A 20,765-nucleotide genomic window follows, 5' to 3' on the forward strand; every position below is an offset into this window, starting at 1 on the left:
ACTTGAGCAGTGGTTCTCTGGCCTTCCCAACTACATCAAGGCTTATTTGCCAATTTCTCTCTGCGAAAGTTGAGTACTTTATTAAAAATTCAGGAGGTCTGTAGCATTGTTAACGAAGGCAAAAGGCTTTCTGCAGTCTTACTTTGGATTTGATGAATTTCGATCAGGGCAGGATACAATCATTCAAAAAGTGCTGGAGGGAAAGGATACTCTAGGTATTATGCCGACAGGAGGCGGAAAATCCCTATGTTATCAGATTCCCGGCTTATCGTTGCGCGGAATCACAATTGTTATTTCTCCATTGATCTCACTGATGAAGGATCAAGTGGATGCACTGGACAAGGCTGGTATTCCTTCCACTTTTATTAACAGCACTATTACAGGAGCAGAAATGCGGGAGCGGATGTCAGGTTTATATAATGGTAAATATAAGCTGGTTTATATTGCACCGGAGAGACTGGAAACCGATTATTTTTTAAGACTTCTTAAGGAGGTACATATTTCGCTCGTCGCAATAGACGAGGCGCATTGTATCTCACAGTGGGGGCATGATTTTCGCCCAAGTTATTTGCTGATCCGAAAATTAATCAATAGAATTAATCCAAAGCCGACGGTATTGGCATTGACTGCAACAGCTACTCCACAGGTGCGTGAAGATATTCGTCAGCTTTTGGATATCAATGCAGATAATACGATAGTCACGGGGTTTGAAAGGGAGAATCTTCATTTTCATGTTGTAAAAGGACAGGATCGGGATCTGTTTTTAATTGATTATATCCGAAAAAATTCAGGACAGGCTGGAATTGTCTATGCGGCGACAAGGAAAGAAGTGGAGCGGTTATATCAGTTACTGAAAGCCAAAGGAATCGCGGTTGGGAAGTACCACGCAGGATTATCAGAAAAAAACCGCGGGATTTATCAGGAGAAGTTTCTATATGATGATATTGATGTGATGATTGCTACAAACGCCTTTGGAATGGGTATTAATAAATCGAATGTCCGGTTTGTGATCCATTATCAGATACCGCGCAACATGGAGTCCTATTATCAGGAGGCAGGCAGAGCAGGGAGAGATGGCGAGGAAAGTGATTGCATTCTGCTTTTTGCGCCTCAGGACAGCCATGTTCAATCATTTCTCATTGATCAGTCCGAAATGGATGAACAGCGTAAGGAAAACGAGTTTGGCAAGCTGAGAAAAATGATTGCCTATGGCCATACAGAGTCTTGTCTACAGCAGTATATTCTGTACTATTTTGGAGAAGAAAATGCTCCTATTTGTGGAAAATGCGGTAACTGTACTGATGATAGGGCGCAAGTCGATGTGACCGTCGATGCCCAAATGGTTTTATCTTGTATTAGGCGAATGAATGAGAAATTCGGGAAAACGATGATTGCCAAAGTTCTGACTGGGTCCTCAGACCAAAAAATCAGAAGTTTTGGCCTTGACCAGTTGTCTACTTATGGGATTATGAACAATAAGACCCAGAAGGAGACAATGGAGTTCATCGACTTTTTAACGGCAGAAGGGTATTTGCGTCCCACTGATGGGTCTTATCCCATTTTGATGTTGACCGAAATAGCTGGGGATGTTTTGCGTGGAAAAGAAAAAGTGATGAAGAAAGAAAATATGCGTATTACACAAATTGTGGAAGACAACATGCTGTTTGAGTTGCTGCGCAAACTTAGAAAAGAGGTCGCTGATGGTGAAAATGTCCCGCCATATATTATTTTTTCAGATGTGACGTTAAGAGAAATGAGTGCGTTGCTTCCAAAAAACGAGGCGGAGCTGATGCAAATCAAAGGTGTCGGAGAGAGGAAGCTGGAGGCTTACGGACCAACCTTTCTAAAAGCAATAAATCAGTATTGTGAGGAGCAGGGGATAGCAAGGACGGAAATGAGCTTTCCAATTGGACAAGCACCCAAAAAGCAATCAGAGAGGGCTTCAAACAAGGAACCCAGTCATCATATAACTCATCGTTTGTTGGAGGAGGGTCTTTCCATTGCGGAAATTGCTACTGAGCGTGGCGTAACGGAAAGAACCATTGAAGGGCATTTGTTAAAATGTCCAGACGATGGATTGGAAGTGGATTGGTCTCGCTTTGTTCCCACTGAATTTGAGCCATCTATACAGAAGGCAGTTGAACAAGCGGGGTTGGAGAGGTTGACGCCAATCAAAGAACTTCTTCCGGAGGAAATCAGCTTTTTCATGATCAGAGCTTATTTAGAAAAACAAAAGGCATAAGAAATCTTGATCCTTGTGGGGTTAGGCGCTTGGCCGCCATGTCCTATGGCTTCGCTTGGACTCGTACATCCTGTACGTCGGCAGGCTCAGGGGCGCGACGTCCAGTCGCTTCGCTTGCACTAGTACTTCCTGTACGTCGCAACTGTACAAATGATAAAGCTGCCTTTGAATAGAGTTTCCCATAATAAATTATATTTTTGCATGAAATAACCCGCCAAATCGCTTGTATTGCGTTTTGGCGGGTTTTTCTCAGGAGCTAATCAAACGATTACTTTTATTCAGCAGAAGTCTCCTGTTTCTGTGGTGAGATGAAAGCATATTGGTATTCCACTCAATGGGGTTCAAACCCTGGCGGAATAATAGTTAAAGCCTCCGGCGGCTGCCATTGATTTTCAGAGGAAATGTATCGAGCGGGCTCGATCAACTCTGGGCGTAAATACGCCGAGGCATATTTGATTATGCTAAAGTGGTCGGAGGTGAGGTGCCTTTACTAATCATTTGATTAGTAGGTGAGTGAGGAGCTCAGATTTCTTCATCAAACGTTTGATTAGTGAGAATATGTAGGGAAATATTTTTATCAAAATGGTTCAGCATCGTTAAATCAAAGTTAGAGGATTTAATCAAATGATTAATTCAATGATGGAGATTAGACGCTTAGTGTTTTTCAAAAAGTTAGATTGAGTAGTGTAACAAAAATCATGTAGTGTTAATCATTTGTTTGATTAAACCATTTCACACGTGAAAAATCGAATAAGCAACATGTTTGCTCCGCATCTTGCATAGAATGAAAGTTGATATCCAGATGAAAGCTATGCAAAGTAGGTTTCGTTGCATTTTTTCCGTTTTTTCGCTAGAATACATGCCAATATCAGAGGACGGAAAAGCCTAAAGAGAAGGGGACATGACATTGATAAAATGTATCGCCACCGATATGGATGGAACACTGCTCAATGCTAGTCAGGAAGTAAGTGAAGAGAATAAGCTTGCAATCCAGGCAGCCAGAGAACAGGGGATTGATTTTCTTGTTGCGACAGGTCGCTCCTATCATGATCTGCGTTATGTATTGGATAAAGTTGACATTCGATGTCCAGCCATTTGTTTGAATGGTGCAGAAATCAGGGACGAAGAAGGAAATATTGAATTTGGAATTGGGCTAGATGAAATGACAGCGGAGAAAGTCGCTTATGTACTCGATAATGCAGACATGTACTATGAGCTTTATACGAGTAACGGAACTTATACAACTAATTATGAAAAAGGAATTCAGGCTGTCATGGATATTTACCTTACTGCCAATCCTTCTATAGAAGTTTCGAAGTTAAGAAAAAGGGTTGAAAAGCGGTTTGAAAAACGTCTGATTAAAATAGTGAATGATTTCGATGGTGTTTTTGGAGTGGAGGACATTACAACCTATAAATTTTTTGGTTTTTCAAAAGATCAATCGCTGCTTGTAGATGTAAGCAAGCGACTTGAACAAATGAATGGGATTACAGTGACTGCTTCAGGACGTCAGAACATTGAAATTACCCATAAGCAAGCGAAAAAAGGAAATGCCTTAAGGCGTTATGTGGAAAAGCGGGGACTCTCTCTCAAGGAGATAATGGCTTTTGGTGATAACTATAATGATTTGTCTATGTTGGAGCTGGTTGGACATTCGGTTGCCATGGGAAATGCTGAAACAGAAATCAAAGACGCTTGCCGTTATGTTGCAGGGTTGAACACAGAAAACGGGGTAGCCGAAGTGATCAACAAAGTTCTTGAGGAAATGGCGATATCCTAAACTATGTAAAATAAAGTGAACCGCATTAAATCGAATCTAAAGAGATTGATTTAATGCGGTTTTATCTTTACACTTATGTGCTCTTCTTATAAAACTTGATCATTTTCCCAATCGTATGTCCAAAAATGCTCTCTCAGCATCCGCTCCGTCCAATCGGGATTTCCTGATGTGACACCTTCCAACATTTCATCCATCATCCAGGCGGTTTGGGAGATGTGTGCTTTTAAAACGTCTACTTTTTTCTCCCATACATCACTTATATCGTGAATAACGTCAGCTTTCCCCAGTTCAGCTTCATGATTATTGGAAAAGGCAACGAGATGAAGCTTCGGCCTTTTGTCCTTCGGCAGCCTACGAACCGTCCGAATGACCGCTCTTGCTGTAGCTTCATGATCAGGATGTACGGAATAACCGGGGTAGAAGGAGATGATAAGGGAAGGTTCCAATTCTTCCATTAGCTTGAATACCATGTTTGCAAGCTCTTCGTCATTTTCAAACTCCAGCGTTTTATCACGGTAGCCCATCATCCGCAAATCCTTAATCCCCATGATCTCAGACGCTTTTTCAAGCTCAGCTTTTCGGATTTTAGGCAATGATTCCCTTGTTGCAAAAGGCGGGTTTCCGAGATTTCTTGCCATTTCTCCAAGTGTTAGACATGCATAAGTCACTGGTGTTCCATTATTTATATGCTTCATGATTGTTCCCGAGACTCCGAAAGCCTCGTCATCCGGGTGAGGGAAGATCACTAAAACTTGCCGTTCCTTTTCCATTGGCTTTTCGCTCCTTTTTAAAGTCTCGATATGTCCGATTATTCGAAAGGGGTTTTGCTTATTTGTAAGGCAACTGCCAGCTTTCCTTCGAAATCGTGTCCTGCCAATAGAAGCCTGCCCTGGTCGTCAATTTCAAAGTGGGTCAGTCCTTCTGCATAAACCCATCCGACTGGCATCTTCAATCCGACCCTGTAGGGGCCATTTCCTATGATTTTTCCATGCTCGTAACAGATTTCTGCGTTGCGGATATATGCACCAGATGAAAAAAAAGATTCATCTTTATGTGAGGCGTACGCGCCATTTGTCGTTTCCAGATGAATAAAGACAGTTTCTCTAGCAAACTGATTAATCATATGCTGAACCTGTTGAACATTAATATCTTCCAAATCTTTTGGCCTCCTTCGCCTTTGAAGATAAAATTATTTTACTAAAAAATATCTTGAATTACGAAAGATTGGATTTTAAAGAGGGGTGCTTTGCAATAAAGTATGAAGAGAACTGTCGGACTGTATAGAAAAGGGAGCACGCACCGACATTTTGATAGGACTATAAAACCCCTCTTATCTTAAATCAAAGACCCGGCAGAATCTGACTTCCGCCGGGTTCTCCATTAGTTTTTAAGGCTTCCTACATATTTTGTATAGGCGCCGTGCATGACTGGACCGACATATTGGTTCAGCTTCCAGCCGTGCTCAATGGCAGCTGTAACAAATTCTTTTGCTGCTATAACAGAGTCCTTGACGGATTTTCCTTTTGCCAAGTTCGCTGTAACAGCTGCAGCAAAGGTACAGCCTGCGCCGTGATTATATGTTGTGTCCAGTTTTTCTTTTTCAAGAAGAGTAAATTCCTGTCCATCATAGAAAAGGTCAACTGCTTTGGCAGTGTTTAAGCCTGTTCCACCTTTGATGATGACATTTTTTGCCCCCAAGTCATGGATTTTTGCTGCTGTCTCTTTCATGTCATCGATTGTTTTAATCGGCCCTGTTTGAGCAAGCTTCCAAGCTTCGAATAGGTTAGGTGTTACAATAGTAGCCCGCGGCAATAGCAATTCACGCATTGCATCAGTATTTTCAGGCTGTAGAACCTCATCTTCTCCTTTACATACCATGACTGGGTCGATGACAACGTTTGTCAAGCTATGCTCGTCTATTTTCTTCGCACCAAGCTCAATGATATCCACTGATCCCAGCATTCCTGTTTTCATTGCATCGATCCCTACAGAAAGGATGGTATTCAGCTGTTTTTCTACGATATTGACATCTATAGGAAATACCTCGTGATTCCAATGATTGTCAGGATCCATCGTAACAATGGAAGTAAGTGCCGTCATACCGTACACATCATTTTCTTGGAATGTTTTCAAGTCTGCCTGTATGCCGGCTCCGCCGCTTGAATCAGACCCGGCAAGTGTCAATGCTTTTTTCATGTACTTCGAACTCCCTTCCAGTGCATTAAAGTATATCAGTGAAATAATTATATACCTTCTAATGGGGAAAATGAAATGACGGGCATTGCTACCCGCTTTCCTTATGAACTAGAACTAGATATAATACGCAGCTTTCCATGAGGAATGGAATTTCTGCTATACTATTTTTAATCTTATTTTTGTGAAAAAGCTGTTTTTATAAGGGCCAATCGCTCTCTAGTTGTTAACTTCAGTCTGACAACCTTAGGCGTTTCCGCTTCAACAGCATCTGTCTGCAAGCCTAGTTTGTCTGCAATTTTACGGGCTCTTGCCAGATGATAGTCGCTTGTAATGATCGTAACGCCTTCAGTTGATGACGGGAGCAGATTTTTTGAGTAAAGAATATTCTCATATGTTGACGAGGAATTTTTTTCTACAATCAATCTGCTTTTTGGGATACCGTGAGCAACGAGGTAACGCTTCATTGCTTCAGCTTCTGAAATCAGTTCATCAGGACCTTGTCCGCCGGATAAAATCAGCGTCACATGAGGGTGATGTTCAGCATACTGAAGTGCGGCTTCCAGGCGGTATTGCAAGGAAAGCGAAGGAGTCTCTCCATTGACCTTTGCTCCCAAAACAAGTGCATATTCATATGTTCCATCAGCTTTTGGTTTGTTGCCATCTGCCATCCATTTTCCAGTCAGGATCCATATAAACAGGCAAAAGCCAAAGAAAAGGCCTGTAGTACAGACGGTTATTTTTTTCAAACTCATAAAACCACTCGATTCGTTGGATAGTATGTTTAGATTACAAGATTCAGTTCATTTCGTAAATAGACCAGGAGGCGCTACGTTGAATACGATTATTTTAGCCGGCGGAAAGTCAAGCCGAATGGGGCAAAACAAAGCACTGATGAAGGTAGGCGGAATCCGTGTCATCGACCGGATTGCGGCTGAGTTTGGCCCGGAATCCGATCAGATGATTGTCGTTGCCAACGACCCTGCTGTTTATAAACATATGGATGCAGTGATTCTCGAAGATGAACCTGCTTTTAAAGGGCAAGGACCACTTGCCGGGATTTATACAGGGCTAAAGGAAGTGGGAGAGGGACCTTGTTTGATTGTCGCCTGCGATATGCCATTTGTGTCCGCCGGGCTGGGTCGTGAGTTAGTTTCCATTTTAAAGAGGAGTGACAGGGATGCAGTTGTCCCTATTCATGAAGGGCGCATGCATCCGCTGCTGGCTGCGTATGATGCTCGAGTTTCGGATATTGCCAAGAAAACCTTGGAGAATGGAAAAAGATCGGTAAGGGCTTTGCTTGACCTAATGGATGTGGAGTATTTTACAATAAAAGAAGAGGTTGTTGATGTTTGGAATATGAATACGATGGCGGAATACAAACACGCGGAAAAGCTGCTGAAGGGAGAGAGGAAAAATGACTTGTGAAATTACGAGGGATCCGATAAAAGTTGAAGAAGTCTATCAAAAAGTCGTCAGAAGAGAAGCAGGAGCTGTTACGACATTTATCGGTACTGTCCGCGAATTAACGCATGGAAAGAAAACGCTTTACCTTGAATATGAGGCATATGAATCGATGGCCCTGAAAAAGATGAGGCAGATTATAGAGGAAATGAAAGAAAAGTGGCCAGTGCTTGAAGCGGCGATAGTTCACCGGGTCGGGCGTCTTGAAATTACTGATATTGCCATTGCGATTGCTGTGTCTTCTCCTCATCGTCCGGAAGCGTACGAAGCGAATCGTTATGCACTTGAAAGAGTGAAGGAGCTGGTCCCAATTTGGAAAAAAGAGCATTGGGAAGATGGAGAAAAGTGGATCGGAAATCAGCAGGGTACAAAAGAATATGAAGAAGGAAAGCCGGAGGAAGGTGATTTACTTGAATAAGATCATGTTTTTTGCCCAATTGAAAGAGGAAATAGGTAAAGGATCAATAGAACTGGAAGCTTCAGGAAAAACAGTTGGTGAACTTCGCAGCTTCCTAGAAAAAGAAACCCCATTGGGAAACTTGGATGGCATTATGATTGCTGTCAACGAAGAATTTGTAAGAGACGATTGGATTATTGAAGAAAAAGATAACATTGCTCTGATTCCGCCGGTCAGCGGAGGTTGATGCGGATGGACTTTCAAATGGAGCGTTATTCTAGACAGATGCTTTTTAAGCCGATCGGTATTGAAGGTCAGAAAGAGATTGGAAAAAAACATGTGCTTATCGTAGGAGTGGGAGCACTTGGAACCCATACATCCGAATTGCTGGCTAGGGCAGGAGTAAGAAAACTGACGCTTATTGACCGGGATTATGTTGATAGGAGCAATTTGCAGCGACAGCATCTTTTTACCGAAAAAGATGCCGAAGGACAATGGCCGAAAGCGGAAGCTGCAAAGGAGAGGCTGGAAAACATCAACAGCCAGGTGGAAGTAGAGGCGATTGTCGCACAGGCAGATGCTGTGCTGCTGGAAGGTTTAATAGAAGACGTAGATCTTTTAGTGGATGGAACTGATAATTTTGAAACGCGCTTTTTAATGAATGACATCGCTCAGAAATACCGAATTCCGTATGTGTTCGGCTCCTGTGTGGGAAGCTTCGGGATGACTTTTACAATTGTTCCTCGCCAGACCCCGTGTCTCCATTGTCTGATTAAGAAACTGCCCATTCAAGGACAGACTTGCGATACAGTCGGTATTATTGCACCGGCTGTTCAAATGGTCACGGCTCATCAAGGAGCAGAGGCGCTGAAGATTCTTTCAGGGGATATGAACGCTGTCAGAAAAACATATATATCTTTTGATCTGTGGGAAAATGAATACTTATCTTTGAAAGCAGATGCTTTGAAAGAAAGCGGCTGTCTATCATGTGGAGAGAGTCCGGAATATCCATTTTTGCAATCAGACCAGGAAATGAAGGCGGCTGTACTGTGCGGACGTGACACGGTTCAAATACGGCCCGCCCATAACGGAGATCTTCCATTAAAGCGATTGATTGATCAATGGCGTTCCGCGGGTCTTGCAGTCGGTGGTAATCCATTTTTGATTTCTGTGGAAAAAGATGGAGCTAAGGCTGTGTTCTTTAAGGATGGTCGCGCATTGATTCATGGTACGAAAGATTTAAATGAAGCCCGGAAAATCTACCATTCTCTTGTGGGCTAAATAGAAAGGGGAGATTATGCTGGTTCCATCATTTACCATCGCATCTTTCATTATCTCTCTGGTTGTTGCGGTTGTGACACCGATTGTTTTGCTTATTATTTTTAAAAAGAAGTTTAATATATCCATCAAAGTGTTTTTCTTCGGCGTGTTAACCTTTTTTGTGTTTGCCTTTATCTTGGAGCAACTTTGTCACGCCTTCTTTCTGGAATGGAACAAATCGACGAGGGCTCTTTTGGAAAATCCATGGCTTTACATGCTGTATGGTGGATTAATGGCAGGAATTTTCGAAGAAACTGGCAGATATATCATGATGAAATATGCTTTAAAAAAGCATAGAGAATGGAAGGATGGCCTGGCTTTTGGGCTTGGCCACGGAGGTATTGAAGCCATTCTCATTGTAGGGATCAACAGTGTGGTCATGATAGTTTTTGCCGTTATGATCAACAATGGATCATATGATGTATTTATCACGGGTGCAGCTGCAGAGGCATTGGCACCCATTTATGAGCAATTGACTGGTTCAGCCTCCTTCATCCAGCTCTTTGCGGGAATTGAAAGGCTGGGATCTTTAACGATTCATATGGGTTTATCCATTCTTGTTCTGTATGGTATAAAAAAAGGGAAAAAAACCTATCTGCTTTATGCCATCCTTCTTCATGCTGTGATAGATTTTCCAGCAGCCTTATATCAAAAGGGCATCATCAATATCTTTGTTGTGGAAGCCTATCTCATTCTTCTAGCTATTGGCTTTATCACTTGGATTGTTAAGTCGAGAGCATTATTTTCTGGAGATAAAATGTAACATCCCCCGCGATTACGGGGGATTCTTTGTGAGTATGACTTCTTTGCACCAAGTGCCAGCTTGAGCACTCATTCGGGACTTCTATTAGGAGTTCGTTAAATTCATTTATTCGTGCGAAAACATTAATATTAGACGTGATATAATTCGAGAGAAGGAGTGATGTACGTGGCTAAAAAAATACTAGATAATGATTGGGCACCTCTTTTGGAGGAAGAGTTTCAGAAACCGTATTATTTGAAGTTAAGGGAGTTTTTAAAAAAAGAGTATATGGAAGAGACCATTTATCCCTCCATGCATGATATATTTAATTCGTTAAAACTCACTCCCTTTCACAAAGTCAAAGTTGTGCTGTTAGGACAGGACCCGTACCATGGTCATGGGCAGGCACACGGTCTCAGCTTTTCGGTAAAACCTGGTGTGAAAACCCCGCCATCTCTTAACAATATTTTCAAAGAATTGCAGGATGATGCAGGGTGCCGAATTCCGAACAATGGCTGTCTTGTGAAATGGGCTGATGAAGGAGTCTTGCTGTTAAACACAGTTTTGACAGTTAGGGCCAGCCAAGCGCATTCGCATAGGGGAAAAGGCTGGGAGATCTTTACGGATAAAGTGATTTCCTTGGTCAATGAGCGGGAAACGCCTGTAATTTTTATCTTGTGGGGGAAACCTGCTCAGGAAAAAATTCGTTTAATAGATACTACGAAACACACGATCATCAAGTCTCCACATCCGAGCCCATTTTCGGCAAACAGAGGTTTTTTTGGTAGTCGTCCATTTTCGAGAACAAATGAGCGTCTCTTGGAGTTGGGTGAAAAACCGATTAACTGGCAAATTTCAGATATTTGATTAAGTTGGTGTGAACCAAAAAACATTTTTTGATAGCCGTTTAAGCAATATAAATGAGTAAGGAATATAAAGATATGTGGAACCTTGATTAATTAAACCGCAAGAAAAACGATGAATTCTCCTCCGCATCCTTGATAAGGATTGAGAGAATAATCTTATCTGCTGGAGAGCAGAAATGTAATTTTAGCTTAACGATGGTATGATATTTAAGGGCAAGAAAATCTTAAGGTAAAAAAAGAATACAGTGTAGGATGTTTACGTGTAGAAGTAAGGAAAAGAAAGGCTGGAGCTCACGTTATGCATATTACATATGAGGCTCTTATCACGAAGATGGAATCCGAACTCAAAAAGGCAAGAGCGTCTAAGGACGATGAACAGGTGCGCGGTCATTTATTTGCAGTCAAAGCTCTTACAGAGTTGGCATTGGATACAAGAAAAGTTATTCAGAAGGAGCAACCGCAAGTAATGAAGGAACATAATGTGCCGATCTCGAAAGAGGGATCTCCTCCAATCGGCAATAATGATAATCAACATGATGATGGCGATTCTATTTTTGATTTTTAACAGAAAAAGAGGGTGTTGAGATGAAACTGTTTATCATCATTGGGGCAATCAATGCATTTCTTGCAGTTGCATTGGGTGCATTTGGAGCGCATGGGCTGGAAGGCAAAGTGGAACCAAAATATCTGGAAACGTGGGAAACAGGGGTCAAATACCAGATGTACCACGCGTTGGGATTGATTGCTATTGGAATTATTTCTGGAAATGTATCTCCAGGCTCCTTGTTGAACTGGTCTGGTTGGCTAATGTTGATTGGAATCATCTTGTTCTCTGGCAGTCTCTATGTACTAACATTATCCGGAATCAAAGTGCTTGGGGCCGTTACACCATTTGGAGGAGTTGCTTTCCTCATATCTTGGGTACTATTAATTGTATTTGCGGCAAAACATTTATAATCGAAAAAACCTCATTCTATAGGGATGAGGTTTTTTCGAGAGTGGGGCTACTGTAAAACGCTGTTTATGAGCATTCTTAACGTGGTGCATACCTTGCAACAGCGCCAGGAAATTGATACTCATAATCTATTGGTTCGTTGAATGTAACGTAGTCTACATAAACCATCGGAATCAAATATCTGTCCCCTGTTTGCGGATCACTCAGAATCAGATGGTCTCGCCCCGCTGCCTCAATTAACCCTTTAAACACTTTTGCATTCCACTCTCTGTTGTTTTCAAACGTTGTAAAAACTTCAACTAACTTTCCTTTATTCAACCGCAGAATATTTTCAATATATGATTCCTCGATTGGCAGCATACCGGGAACGTTTATTCCGCCTGCTTCCCCGGCCACTCCCACAGGTGGTTGAACAGGTGGCTGAATTGGTGCCTGAACTGGTGGGGGGGTATATGGCGGCTGCATTCCATAATAAGGGTTTTGCTGGCCGTATGGCATTTGGGTTTGTGGATAAAAACCAGCAGGCTGTTGAGAATTAGTGGGCTTAGCCAAAGCATTTCCTCCTTCACATATCTAAATGAACTTGACAAAATAGGTTCATTCTACTTTTCATATTATGCGGAAGGAAGTTGGTTCATTCTTGAAGATATCATAAAAAAAATCCTCCTGAGGAGGATTTTAAGCTTTGTATTCAGTTAGAAGCTGTCAGATTCGTATATTGCTAAAAAAGGATTTTTGCTTTTTTACACATACAAAAATCGATTAAGACCGCTGTCTTCTAGTAAGTGACCTACGAAGAATTCGCCAAATTCACCATAGCGGGCACTTACTTCATCAAATCGCATTTCGTAGACAAGCTTTTTGAATTGGAGAACGTCATCTGCAAAGAGGGTGACACCCCACTCGTAATCATCGAACCCGACGGAACCAGTGATAATCTGCTTGACTTTCCCCGCATATTGCCGTCCGATCATGCCATGGCTGTACATGAGGTCTTTCCTTTCTTCCATTGAAAGCATGTACCAGTTATCATTGCCTTCACGGCGCTTATCCATTGGGTAGAAGCAGACATAATCTGTTTTAGGAAGTATTGGATAAAGACGTGAACGTACATATGGGTTTTCGTATGGATCTTCATCAGAATCGCCAGCAAGATAGCTGCTCAACTCGACAACCGACACATACGAATAAGCAGGAAGTGTATAATCTGCAATTGTCAGCTTGTTGAATTCATTTTCGAGTTCATTTAGCTCTTTCATCGTAGGACGTAGAATCATTAGCATAAAATCAGCTTTTTGTCCGACGATCGTATAAAGAGCATGGCTTCCTTCTTTTCTATCTTGGGCTTCATCAAGTTTTGCAAGGTATTGCTTGAATTCATGAATGGCTGCTTGCCGTTCATCGGTTGACAACAACTTCCAAGACGCCCAATTGATTGTCCGGAAATCATGCAGTGCATACCAACCATCCAGTGTTTGTGCTGGTTCACTCACAACAATCACTCCTATACAAATTCATTCTTTTATTACTATAGCACAGTTTATCCATAACCTCCTTTTTCAAGACGATTGTTAAAAAATATGACACGAAAGGCAAACATTGGGCGCAGAGAATAAAATATGAGATAATTTCAATATTGGTATGAAAAAAAGAGCGATTAATATGGAGGCTGGTTGGTGTGGATAAACTTTTTAGTGATTTGAAAACAAGAGCATCCAGGCGAGAACGAATAAAAGTCGATCCGGTTGAAGATTTATTCAATGAGCTAAGAACGAAAGTATCCGGATGGGATCGAAAAATAGTTTTTCCGGAAGCCACGGATTCCCGGATCCTGTCTGCAGCTGGCAGACTTGCAAACGATGATGTCCTGACCCCTGTGCTGGTTGGGAATATGGATGAAATCCAAGATCGTGCACGGGCAATGGAAATATCACTCGAAAAAATGGAAATATACGACCCGAACATTTATGTCGGCATGGATGAAATGATTCAAGCTTTTATTGAGCAAAGAGAAGGAAAGGTGACTGTGGGAGAAGCTGCAGAGATTTTGCTGGAGCCAAACTATTTTGGAACCATGCTTGTCTTCCTTGATAAAGCAAACGGCCTTGTAAGTGGAGCGGCACATTCAACGGCTGACACTGTCCGCCCGGCACTTCAAATTATTAAAATGAAGGAAGGAGTCGGTAAAACATCCGGCGCATTCCTAATGGCAAAAGGAGAAGATAAGTTTGTTTTTGCTGACTGTGCAATTAATATTGCACCGGACAGTCAGGATCTGGCTGAAATAGCCATAGAAAGTGCAAAAACTGCCCGAATGTTTGACATCGAACCAAGAGTAGCTATGCTCAGTTTCTCTACAAAGGGTTCGGCAGTTTCAGAGGAAACAGAAAGGGTCTCCGACTCTGTACAAATAGCAAGAGAAATTGACCCTGATCTTGTCCTTGATGGCGAATTACAATTCGACGCTGCTTTTGTACCAGCTGTTGCCCAAAAGAAGGCACCGGAATCGGATTTACAGGGGAATGCAAATATTTTTGTTTTTCCAAGTCTTGAGGCAGGGAATATTGGCTATAAAATTGCACAGCGATTAGGGGGTTATGAAGCAGTAGGCCCAATCCTTCAGGGCTTGAATGCTCCTGTGAACGATCTTTCACGGGGATGCAGTGAAGAAGACGTGTACCGTTTAGCTCTCATAACAGCTATGCAATCCATCTAGAAGAAATTCAAAAAGTCATGAAATCAAAATCTGTGTCGGTTTGTGTCTTGCTGATTATATATTTAAAAGCATACATTCCGCTTTTAAACCAAGGTTTTGTAACTCATTTTGAAGAAGTCGTATTAGGGTAATAATGGAAGAAAAAGGGGATCAGCCGATGGGCGAAAATCAATCACTTTTACACCAGGAGAAATGGCGGATCATTGATCAGTCAAATCTCAATCCGCAATTTCATGCACTTCAATCCTTTGCGATTGACGATACGCTTTGCCAATCGGTCGGAAGCGGTAGCTCTCCTGCTGTGGTACGAACATGGGTTCATCCGAGCACAGTAGTTCTGGGAATTCAAGATACAAAGCTGCCTGCACTTGCGGATGGACTGGATTTTTTGGAAGAAAATAATGTAGAGTGGATTGTCCGAAATTCGGGTGGTCTTGCTGTCATTTTGGATGAAGGGGTGCTTAATATCTCTTTGATTTTTCCGGATACGGAAAAGGGAATTGACATCAATCGGGGCTATGATACGATGTGGGAGCTCATTCGGCTTATGTTCGAAGATTTCAATTGCCGCATAGTGGCACGTGAAATTGTCGGGTCTTATTGCCCCGGAAGCTATGACTTAAGTATCGACGGAAAAAAATTTGCAGGGATTTCCCAGCGGCGGATACGCAAAGGAGTAGCTGTTCAGGTATATCTCTGTGTGAATGGAAGCGGACAGGGTCGGGCTGAATTAGTTCGGGGATTTTACGAACGTGCCAGATTTCGTGAATCTCAAAAGGTTGTATTCCCGGAAGTACGTCCTGAAGTGATGGCTTCACTGTCCGAATTACTGGGTACGGAATTAACGATTCATCAAACGATGCTTCGACTTTTGAAAGTGCTGAAGAATGTTAGTGATGAAATATATACAAGCCAGCTCCGAGGAGATGAGCTGGAACTGTATCTGGTTCACTATGAGCGAATGATTGAACGAAATAAACGAGTATTTACATAATTTGAGGCCTGGCATTCGAATGAAATGCCAGGCCTTTATATATGTGAAGCGCTTTGGCTCGGCGCCGGTAAGAGCATGATTCTTCGTTTGGTTAATCTGATTTCAGAATCAAAACATTTGAGCCTGCCGAAGTATAGGAAGTACAAGTCGCTGAAGACACAAGATGTGGCGGCCGAGTGCCCTCGGCGTAAGGATTAAGCCAATCGTTGCCGCACTCATCTACTTTGTTACGATAAGCAAGCATCTCGCATTCCGTTTTCCTTTGTCTCCAAAGAGACTATTGTCTAGTTTCAGATGGCGGGAGCTCAAGGTCGCTTCTCTATCACTCCGCCAGTTTCTCCAAGTTCCCGTTGCGGTCCATCTTAAAAGTAGATGCCGAGCGCTCCTCTTCATCAAAGAGGACTAGTTTTCTTGCACGGTTTAAGATTTTCATAAGTGTCTCGTAGTCTTCCTGCATTGTCACGGAACTGTCTTCAAGCTTTCCAACTTTTTCCTTTAATTGTTTATTTTCTTCTAATAAACCATTTACTTCTTTTTTCAATCTTGCATTCTCGTTTCTTAAGACATCCGTATTAAATTCTGAGTGATGCATCTGCTGAAGATAAGCGATGATTTGCCCAAGGTTTAGTTCTGGTGAATTTTGTTCTTCTGTGAAAGAAGGTAATAGTGTACCAACTTCAGATGCAAATTCGGCCATAAGGTTGTCATTATTATTTTCCAATGGTATTTCCATCTCCATATTGTCATTGCTGTCTTCCAAAACAGGTGCTTGAAAGCCCTGCAATGACGGAGCCGGCGGCTGATACAACAGTTTTTTCTTTCCGCCTTGATCCTTTCCAAGCAAACGCTGTTTTTGTTTGCGTTGCTTCTTGGCTAAATCAAGTGCTTTCTCATATTGTTGTCGAACAACTGCATTCCATCTGAAACCGCAGGCTGCGGATGTCCTATTCAATCTGTCACCTACCTCTTCAAATGCATTCAATTGTGTGCTACCTTCACGGACATGGCGCAAAACTGTTTCCGCCAATAACAAATCATTTTCTTCCGTCCAGGCATCCTGACGTGTTTTCATATGAATCAACTCCCTTTTCAAAATAGTTATTAATTAAAGGATGTACAATCCAATCATTTTTTATACCAATATGGCAAAAAAATGATAGTTTTTAATGAGATTATGAATCCGGAGTTCGTAAAAAGTGTTCAGACCATTCCTTTCTTTCATTATGGAAAGCCGGTATAATAGAAACATGATAGATAGGAAGAGGGAAGCTGATGATTGATGCCAGCATCAAGTTAAGTGAGGAAAAAGTATTTAAAGATCCTGTTCATGGATATGTCCACGTCAGAGATAAGCTCATCTGGGATCTCATCGGTACAAGAGAATTTCAGCGGCTTCGGCGCATTAAACAGCTCGGAACAACCTATTTGACATTTCATGGAGCCGAGCACAGCCGATTCAGCCATTCGCTTGGCGTGTATGAGGTTGTCAGGCAAATCATAGATGAAGTATTTGAAGGGCAGCCTGATTGGAATAAGGGCGAGAGGATGCTCTCTCTTTGTGCTGCGCTGTTGCACGATTTAGGGCATGGCCCGTTTTCCCATTCCTTTGAAAAAGTATTTGATTTAGATCATGAGCATTTTACAAAGAAAATTATTCTTGAAGATACGGAAGTAAACAAGGTTCTTCAATCCGTCAGTCCCGATTTTCCGCAAAGGGTAGCTGAGGTGATAAGCAAAACTTATCATGACAAGCTGGTGGTAAGCTTGATTTCGAGCCAAATTGATGCGGATCGAATGGATTACTTACAAAGGGATGCTTATTTCACTGGTGTCAGTTACGGACACTTCGATATGCAAAGAATTATGCGTGTTATGAGGCCCAAAGAAGATCATGTTGTTTTTAAATCAAGTGGGATGCATGCGGTGGAAGACTACATCATGAGTCGCTATCAGATGTACTGGCAAGTCTATTTCCACCCTGTCACTCGCAGCGCCGAAGTAATTTTAACTAAGATCCTCCAGCGTGTGAAGGCTTTATTCCGGGATAATTATCCATTTAAAAAAGAGCCTGTTCATTTTAGGTCATTATTTGAAGAAAATGTGACGCTTCAAGATTATATCAAGCTGGATGAACCGGTGATTCTATATTATTTCCATATGTGGGAAGAGGAAGAAGATCTCATTTTGCGTGATTTGTGCCGGAGATTTATGGACCGTCATCTGTTTAAATATGTTGAATTTGATCCAGCCGAGCAATATAGGACATTAAGAGAGCTTGAGGAATTATTTCGGAAAGCAGGAATTAATCCGGAGTATTATCTTGCTGTTGATTCTTCTTCTGATTTGCCGTATGATTTTTATCGACCGGGAGAGGAAGAAGAGAGACTTCCAATCCATTTATTGATGCCGAATGGAGAACTTTCTGAGCTTTCCAGAGAGTCGTCGATCGTCCAAGCCATTTCCGGAAAAAGAAGAACGGATCACAAATTGTATTATCCGGAAGATATTTTGCTGGATGATTCGGAGAATCGGGAGCTAAAGCAACAGATCCTTTCCATTCTGAAAAAATTTTAAACTATCCATTGAAAAAATAGATAGCGGGGGTTGAGCAAGAGTTATGCTGCATGATCATCAAAAATTAATGAGTATTTTTGCCCTGGCAGGGGAAATCACTGGAAGGAAAAAGCTGCAAAAAATGGTTTTTATCGCCAAAAAAATGAAATTTCCGTTTCAGGAAAAGTTCCAATTTCATTTTTATGGCCCTTACTCAGAAGAGTTGACATTAAGGGTTGAAGAATTATGCAATTTTGGATTCATTGAAGAGGTGAAAGAGGATAAAGGCGGATACAGTCAATACCGCTACACCATCACTTCTGCCGGGAGTGAATTTTTTGAATCGGAATCAATGGATATCCCCCAATTGAGAGAATGCTTAATTGACATGAATGCGCAAAGTTCCCGTTTTCTTGAACTTGTATCAACGGTCATGTACTTTGAGGAACTTACCAAAGATGAAGTCATAGAAAAGGTTGCAGAATTGAAAAGAAAGCAAAATTATTCCGAAGAGGAAATTGATGAAGCGTATCAATACATTGAAACATTAAAAAAGACAGCTTATTCGCATTAAATGCGGACAGGCTGTCTTTTAAGGATTTATTATAGGTCTAGCTTCGACGAACAGGATGGCCTATTGCAGGTGCAGCGTCAGGCCGCTGCTTGAGCTTGCAGATGGACAGGCTGTCTGGGGAATGCTAGTGAAGAAAGACTTTAGTTTTGTATTGAAGTGACGCAAACGACTTTTTTAATCGTCAGAAGCTCTTTTGCCGGCAACGGCATAATTGTTTTTTGTCATTTCTTCAATTACGATGGTCACAGCTTCTTTAGATGCACCAGTTGTTTCCACAACCGCATCAGTCACTTTTTCTACAAGCGCTTTCTTCTGATCGTCTGTACGTCCTTCGAACATTTTTACAGTTATAATAGGCATATATGATTCCTCCTTTGCTTGTTGTACATAGAAATTGTATTCTTTTTTTTTGAGAGGGGCAAGAAACAGACGTTTGGAATGAGCGACATGGAATAATTTTGTATAATGGATCAAAGACAAGAATGATAAGAAAGGCGAAGGCGCACTAATCTAGGTATTTTCATTCCTGGGAAGATGGGGCTGTAGCCAGATAGATAAAGGGGCTGGATATGTGGAGAGATTTCTTGCGTTCCCATTGGAACAAATTCCGCTTGTAGCGGCTGTGTTATTAATTGCATTCACGGTACATGAATTCGCACATGCCTTTACGGCATATAAATTTGGTGATCCGACAGCAAAGGATCAGGGAAGGCTTACCTTGAATCCGATGCAGCATTTGGATCCGATTGGAACGCTCTTGATTTTTATTGCAGGATTTGGCTGGGCACGGCCGGTCCCTGTCAATCGTTATCACTTTAAGAATCCGCGGCTGGCGGGCATCATTGTTTCATTGATGGGGCCAATCAGCAATTTTGCTTTAGCGGTTTTGGGTACGGCTATTTTGTTATATTAATGGTAACAGACATGGCGGGACAGTTACCGATCTTTGTTACTCAGTTTTTCAATTTGTTTGTGTGGATGAATGTCCTGCTATTTGTCTTTAATTTACTGCCAGTTCCGCCTCTTGACGGCTATAGAATTATAGAGGATTTGGTCTCGCCGTCACTTAGAGCAAAAATGACACAGTATGAGCAGTACGGCTCACTTATATTTTTAATATTGGTGATTACACCGTTATCGCATTATACAATCAGGCCGATATTGAATACAGTCGTCCCGTTTTTTGTTAACAGCATACAAAGTGTATTTGCTATGTTTTTAAGTTGAGAAAAAGGGAGGAAATGTTGTATGGAACAAAAAAAGAAGAAGATGGAATTTAATATTATAAAAGATAATCCAACTATGGGGCATAAAGGATATGGGGTTGGGTCCCTAAGCTTGGAAAATATCACTCCAATTATGCTTGATGTGGAAGAGGGGGAGGCGTGGATCGAAGAGCAGGCGATGCATGCCCGGAGTAAAATTGAGCGTGGAGTTAAATATGTAAAAGACCGTAGCGAATTCCCTGAAGAAGGGGCGAAGAAATATTGGGTTATATGGGTTGCGGTCGATATCAAAGAAGATGGCCCTTATTATGCGGGCGTAACCGCATGTGAATTAGATATCAACCGGCCGGCCCGACGTGGCTACAAGTCAATGCCGGAACATGTCAATCATATGGACAAGGCGATGAAAGGAAAAGTGATCGTTCACAACATGGATGCTAAGTCCCGAGAAGTCCTTGCGGATTTCCTGAAAAGTCATGATGAAGGTATGTGGGAGCGCTCCAGTACAGAATTGAAAGAAGAATTCAAGAAGTAATTTTTGGAAATAATTGTCAAATTCTGATGGAAATTTGAACAATCTATGACAGTTGTCAAAAAGGAACATTGCCATCTTGCCGATTAATGGGAAAGTAAGTAAACTTAATATAGTTTGCACGGCAAACTGGGACAAAGAAAGGCGAAGGGCGCCGTTTAACGACGTACGGACTGGAGAGGATCTGACGAGATAAAGGAAACACGACGAG

At 41.8% G+C, this 20,765-nt stretch carries 23 protein-coding genes and 1 pseudogene; 16 read left to right on the plus strand and 8 right to left on the minus strand.

Annotation, left to right across the window (positions count from 1 at the left end; genetic code table 11):
- Nucleotides 1–106: 106 nt before the first annotated feature.
- Nucleotides 107–2,242: a DNA helicase RecQ gene (recQ, locus tag H9631_RS04825; protein ID WP_191810475.1), complete on the plus strand. Its 2,136-nt coding sequence runs from the start codon at nt 107–109 to the stop codon at nt 2,240–2,242.
- 901 nt (nt 2,243–3,143) lie between these two features.
- The gene (locus tag H9631_RS04830; protein WP_191810477.1) at nt 3,144–4,022 is read left to right on the plus strand and encodes a Cof-type HAD-IIB family hydrolase; all 879 of its coding nucleotides are present in this window, start codon (nt 3,144–3,146) and stop codon (nt 4,020–4,022) included.
- Nucleotides 4,023–4,108: 86 nt separating this feature from the next.
- Here the strand turns inward: H9631_RS04830 and bshB2 are convergent, their stop codons facing one another.
- The 4 genes from bshB2 to H9631_RS04850 form a co-directional block, all read right to left on the minus strand.
- Nucleotides 4,109–4,792, minus strand: a complete 684-nt coding sequence (gene bshB2, locus H9631_RS04835) for a bacillithiol biosynthesis deacetylase BshB2 (protein WP_191810479.1) — start codon at nt 4,790–4,792, stop codon at nt 4,109–4,111.
- Nucleotides 4,793–4,830: 38 nt separating this feature from the next.
- Nucleotides 4,831–5,169, minus strand: coding sequence for a YojF family protein (locus tag H9631_RS04840; protein ID WP_404801717.1), 339 nt, complete (start codon nt 5,167–5,169; stop codon nt 4,831–4,833).
- 233 nt (nt 5,170–5,402) lie between these two features.
- Nucleotides 5,403–6,218: a pyridoxine/pyridoxal/pyridoxamine kinase gene (gene pdxK / locus H9631_RS04845; protein WP_191810482.1), complete on the minus strand. Its 816-nt coding sequence runs from the start codon at nt 6,216–6,218 to the stop codon at nt 5,403–5,405.
- Between the two features lie 173 nt (nt 6,219–6,391).
- Nucleotides 6,392–6,970: a YdcF family protein gene (locus tag H9631_RS04850; RefSeq protein ID WP_191810485.1), complete on the minus strand. Its 579-nt coding sequence runs from the start codon at nt 6,968–6,970 to the stop codon at nt 6,392–6,394.
- Between the two features lie 79 nt (nt 6,971–7,049).
- On the opposite strand from H9631_RS04850, the gene mobA reads away from it, so the two are divergent.
- From mobA to H9631_RS04890, 8 genes are all read left to right on the plus strand, one after another.
- Nucleotides 7,050–7,643 carry a molybdenum cofactor guanylyltransferase gene (gene mobA, locus H9631_RS04855; protein WP_191810487.1) on the plus strand — a complete coding sequence of 198 codons (594 nt, stop codon included), beginning with the start codon at nt 7,050–7,052 and terminating at the stop codon, nt 7,641–7,643.
- On the plus strand, nt 7,633–8,097 hold the full coding sequence (locus tag H9631_RS04860; protein WP_191810488.1) for a molybdenum cofactor biosynthesis protein MoaE: 465 nt from the start codon (nt 7,633–7,635) through the stop codon (nt 8,095–8,097). Before mobA ends, H9631_RS04860 begins: the two co-directional genes overlap by 11 nt.
- The gene (moaD, locus tag H9631_RS04865; RefSeq protein WP_318246770.1) at nt 8,081–8,323 is read left to right on the plus strand and encodes a molybdopterin converting factor subunit 1; all 243 of its coding nucleotides are present in this window, start codon (nt 8,081–8,083) and stop codon (nt 8,321–8,323) included. Before H9631_RS04860 ends, moaD begins: the two co-directional genes overlap by 17 nt.
- A 5-nt stretch (nt 8,324–8,328) precedes the next feature.
- Nucleotides 8,329–9,357 (plus strand): ThiF family adenylyltransferase, encoded by a 1,029-nt coding sequence (locus H9631_RS04870; protein ID WP_191810492.1) that lies wholly within the window; start codon nt 8,329–8,331, stop codon nt 9,355–9,357.
- Between the two features lie 16 nt (nt 9,358–9,373).
- Entirely contained in the window at nt 9,374–10,159 is a 786-nt protein-coding gene (locus H9631_RS04875; protein ID WP_225220869.1) for a YhfC family intramembrane metalloprotease, read from the plus strand.
- Nucleotides 10,160–10,318: 159 nt separating this feature from the next.
- Nucleotides 10,319–11,005 carry a uracil-DNA glycosylase gene (locus H9631_RS04880; protein WP_191810494.1) on the plus strand — a complete coding sequence of 229 codons (687 nt, stop codon included), beginning with the start codon at nt 10,319–10,321 and terminating at the stop codon, nt 11,003–11,005.
- A 297-nt stretch (nt 11,006–11,302) separates the two neighbouring features.
- Entirely contained in the window at nt 11,303–11,569 is a 267-nt protein-coding gene (locus H9631_RS04885; RefSeq protein ID WP_191810496.1) for a YwdI family protein, read from the plus strand.
- Nucleotides 11,570–11,589: 20 nt separating this feature from the next.
- Nucleotides 11,590–11,961, plus strand: coding sequence for a DUF423 domain-containing protein (locus H9631_RS04890; RefSeq protein WP_120119149.1), 372 nt, complete (start codon nt 11,590–11,592; stop codon nt 11,959–11,961).
- Nucleotides 11,962–12,037: 76 nt separating this feature from the next.
- Here the strand turns inward: H9631_RS04890 and gerQ are convergent, their stop codons facing one another.
- Nucleotides 12,038–12,457, minus strand: coding sequence for a spore coat protein GerQ (gene gerQ / locus H9631_RS04895; protein WP_191810737.1), 420 nt, complete (start codon nt 12,455–12,457; stop codon nt 12,038–12,040).
- A 245-nt stretch (nt 12,458–12,702) separates the two neighbouring features.
- Nucleotides 12,703–13,467, minus strand: a complete 765-nt coding sequence (gene hemQ, locus H9631_RS04900; protein ID WP_191810738.1) for a hydrogen peroxide-dependent heme synthase — start codon at nt 13,465–13,467, stop codon at nt 12,703–12,705.
- Between the two features lie 221 nt (nt 13,468–13,688).
- Here hemQ and pta point away from each other — a divergent pair, with 221 nt between their 5' ends.
- Both pta and H9631_RS04910 read left to right on the plus strand, forming a co-directional pair.
- Nucleotides 13,689–14,675: a phosphate acetyltransferase gene (gene pta / locus H9631_RS04905; protein WP_191810740.1), complete on the plus strand. Its 987-nt coding sequence runs from the start codon at nt 13,689–13,691 to the stop codon at nt 14,673–14,675.
- 157 nt (nt 14,676–14,832) lie between these two features.
- Complete coding sequence (locus tag H9631_RS04910; protein ID WP_191810498.1) at nt 14,833–15,669, plus strand: lipoate--protein ligase family protein; 837 nt, start codon at nt 14,833–14,835, stop codon at nt 15,667–15,669.
- A 322-nt stretch (nt 15,670–15,991) separates the two neighbouring features.
- Here the strand turns inward: H9631_RS04910 and H9631_RS04915 are convergent, their stop codons facing one another.
- The gene (locus tag H9631_RS04915) at nt 15,992–16,741 is read right to left on the minus strand and encodes an RsfA family transcriptional regulator (protein WP_191810500.1); all 750 of its coding nucleotides are present in this window, start codon (nt 16,739–16,741) and stop codon (nt 15,992–15,994) included.
- Nucleotides 16,742–16,941: 200 nt separating this feature from the next.
- Between H9631_RS04915 and H9631_RS04920 the strand changes: the two genes are divergently transcribed.
- Both H9631_RS04920 and H9631_RS04925 read left to right on the plus strand, forming a co-directional pair.
- Nucleotides 16,942–18,243 (plus strand): HD domain-containing protein, encoded by a 1,302-nt coding sequence (locus H9631_RS04920; protein WP_191810502.1) that lies wholly within the window; start codon nt 16,942–16,944, stop codon nt 18,241–18,243.
- Between the two features lie 43 nt (nt 18,244–18,286).
- On the plus strand, nt 18,287–18,796 hold the full coding sequence (locus H9631_RS04925) for a YwgA family protein (protein ID WP_191810503.1): 510 nt from the start codon (nt 18,287–18,289) through the stop codon (nt 18,794–18,796).
- 174 nt (nt 18,797–18,970) lie between these two features.
- Here the strand turns inward: H9631_RS04925 and H9631_RS04930 are convergent, their stop codons facing one another.
- Nucleotides 18,971–19,276 carry a 2-hydroxymuconate tautomerase gene (locus H9631_RS04930; RefSeq protein WP_318246771.1) on the minus strand — a complete coding sequence of 102 codons (306 nt, stop codon included), beginning with the start codon at nt 19,274–19,276 and terminating at the stop codon, nt 18,971–18,973.
- 91 nt (nt 19,277–19,367) lie between these two features.
- On the opposite strand from H9631_RS04930, the pseudogene H9631_RS04935 reads away from it, so the two are divergent.
- A pseudogene (locus H9631_RS04935) lies at nt 19,368–20,023 on the plus strand (site-2 protease family protein).
- Nucleotides 20,024–20,044: 21 nt separating this feature from the next.
- A complete protein-coding gene (locus H9631_RS04940; RefSeq protein ID WP_191810507.1) occupies nt 20,045–20,557 on the plus strand; it encodes a YwhD family protein in 513 nt (170 codons plus the stop codon).
- Nucleotides 20,558–20,765: the final 208 nt, after the last annotated feature.

The organism is Bacillus norwichensis (genome assembly GCF_014836955.1).
In the GTDB taxonomy this organism is placed as follows: domain Bacteria; phylum Bacillota; class Bacilli; order Bacillales; family Bacillaceae_C; genus Siminovitchia; species Siminovitchia norwichensis.

Bases quoted from the DNA above. Each gene is read 5' to 3' on its own strand.
- H9631_RS04885 (WP_191810496.1), top strand. From the start codon at position 11,303: ATGCATATTACATATGAGGCTCTTATCACGAAGATGGAATCCGAACTC.
- H9631_RS04850 (WP_191810485.1), bottom strand. From the start codon at position 6,970: ATGAGTTTGAAAAAAATAACCGTCTGTACTACAGGCCTTTTCTTTGGC.
- H9631_RS04860 (WP_191810488.1), top strand. From the start codon at position 7,633: ATGACTTGTGAAATTACGAGGGATCCGATAAAAGTTGAAGAAGTCTAT.
- H9631_RS04910 (WP_191810498.1), top strand. From the start codon at position 14,833: ATGGGCGAAAATCAATCACTTTTACACCAGGAGAAATGGCGGATCATT.
- H9631_RS04920 (WP_191810502.1), top strand. From the start codon at position 16,942: ATGATTGATGCCAGCATCAAGTTAAGTGAGGAAAAAGTATTTAAAGAT.
- bshB2 (WP_191810479.1), bottom strand. From the start codon at position 4,792: ATGGAAAAGGAACGGCAAGTTTTAGTGATCTTCCCTCACCCGGATGAC.
- H9631_RS04875 (WP_225220869.1), top strand. From the start codon at position 9,374: ATGCTGGTTCCATCATTTACCATCGCATCTTTCATTATCTCTCTGGTT.
- H9631_RS04870 (WP_191810492.1), top strand. From the start codon at position 8,329: ATGGACTTTCAAATGGAGCGTTATTCTAGACAGATGCTTTTTAAGCCG.
- gerQ (WP_191810737.1), bottom strand. From the start codon at position 12,457: ATGCCATACGGCCAGCAAAACCCTTATTATGGAATGCAGCCGCCATAT.
- pdxK (WP_191810482.1), bottom strand. From the start codon at position 6,218: ATGAAAAAAGCATTGACACTTGCCGGGTCTGATTCAAGCGGCGGAGCC.
- H9631_RS04890 (WP_120119149.1), top strand. From the start codon at position 11,590: ATGAAACTGTTTATCATCATTGGGGCAATCAATGCATTTCTTGCAGTT.
- H9631_RS04880 (WP_191810494.1), top strand. From the start codon at position 10,319: ATGTACGTGGCTAAAAAAATACTAGATAATGATTGGGCACCTCTTTTG.
- H9631_RS04940 (WP_191810507.1), top strand. From the start codon at position 20,045: ATGGAACAAAAAAAGAAGAAGATGGAATTTAATATTATAAAAGATAAT.
- H9631_RS04830 (WP_191810477.1), top strand. From the start codon at position 3,144: ATGACATTGATAAAATGTATCGCCACCGATATGGATGGAACACTGCTC.
- H9631_RS04925 (WP_191810503.1), top strand. From the start codon at position 18,287: ATGCTGCATGATCATCAAAAATTAATGAGTATTTTTGCCCTGGCAGGG.
- H9631_RS04915 (WP_191810500.1), bottom strand. From the start codon at position 16,741: ATGAAAACACGTCAGGATGCCTGGACGGAAGAAAATGATTTGTTATTG.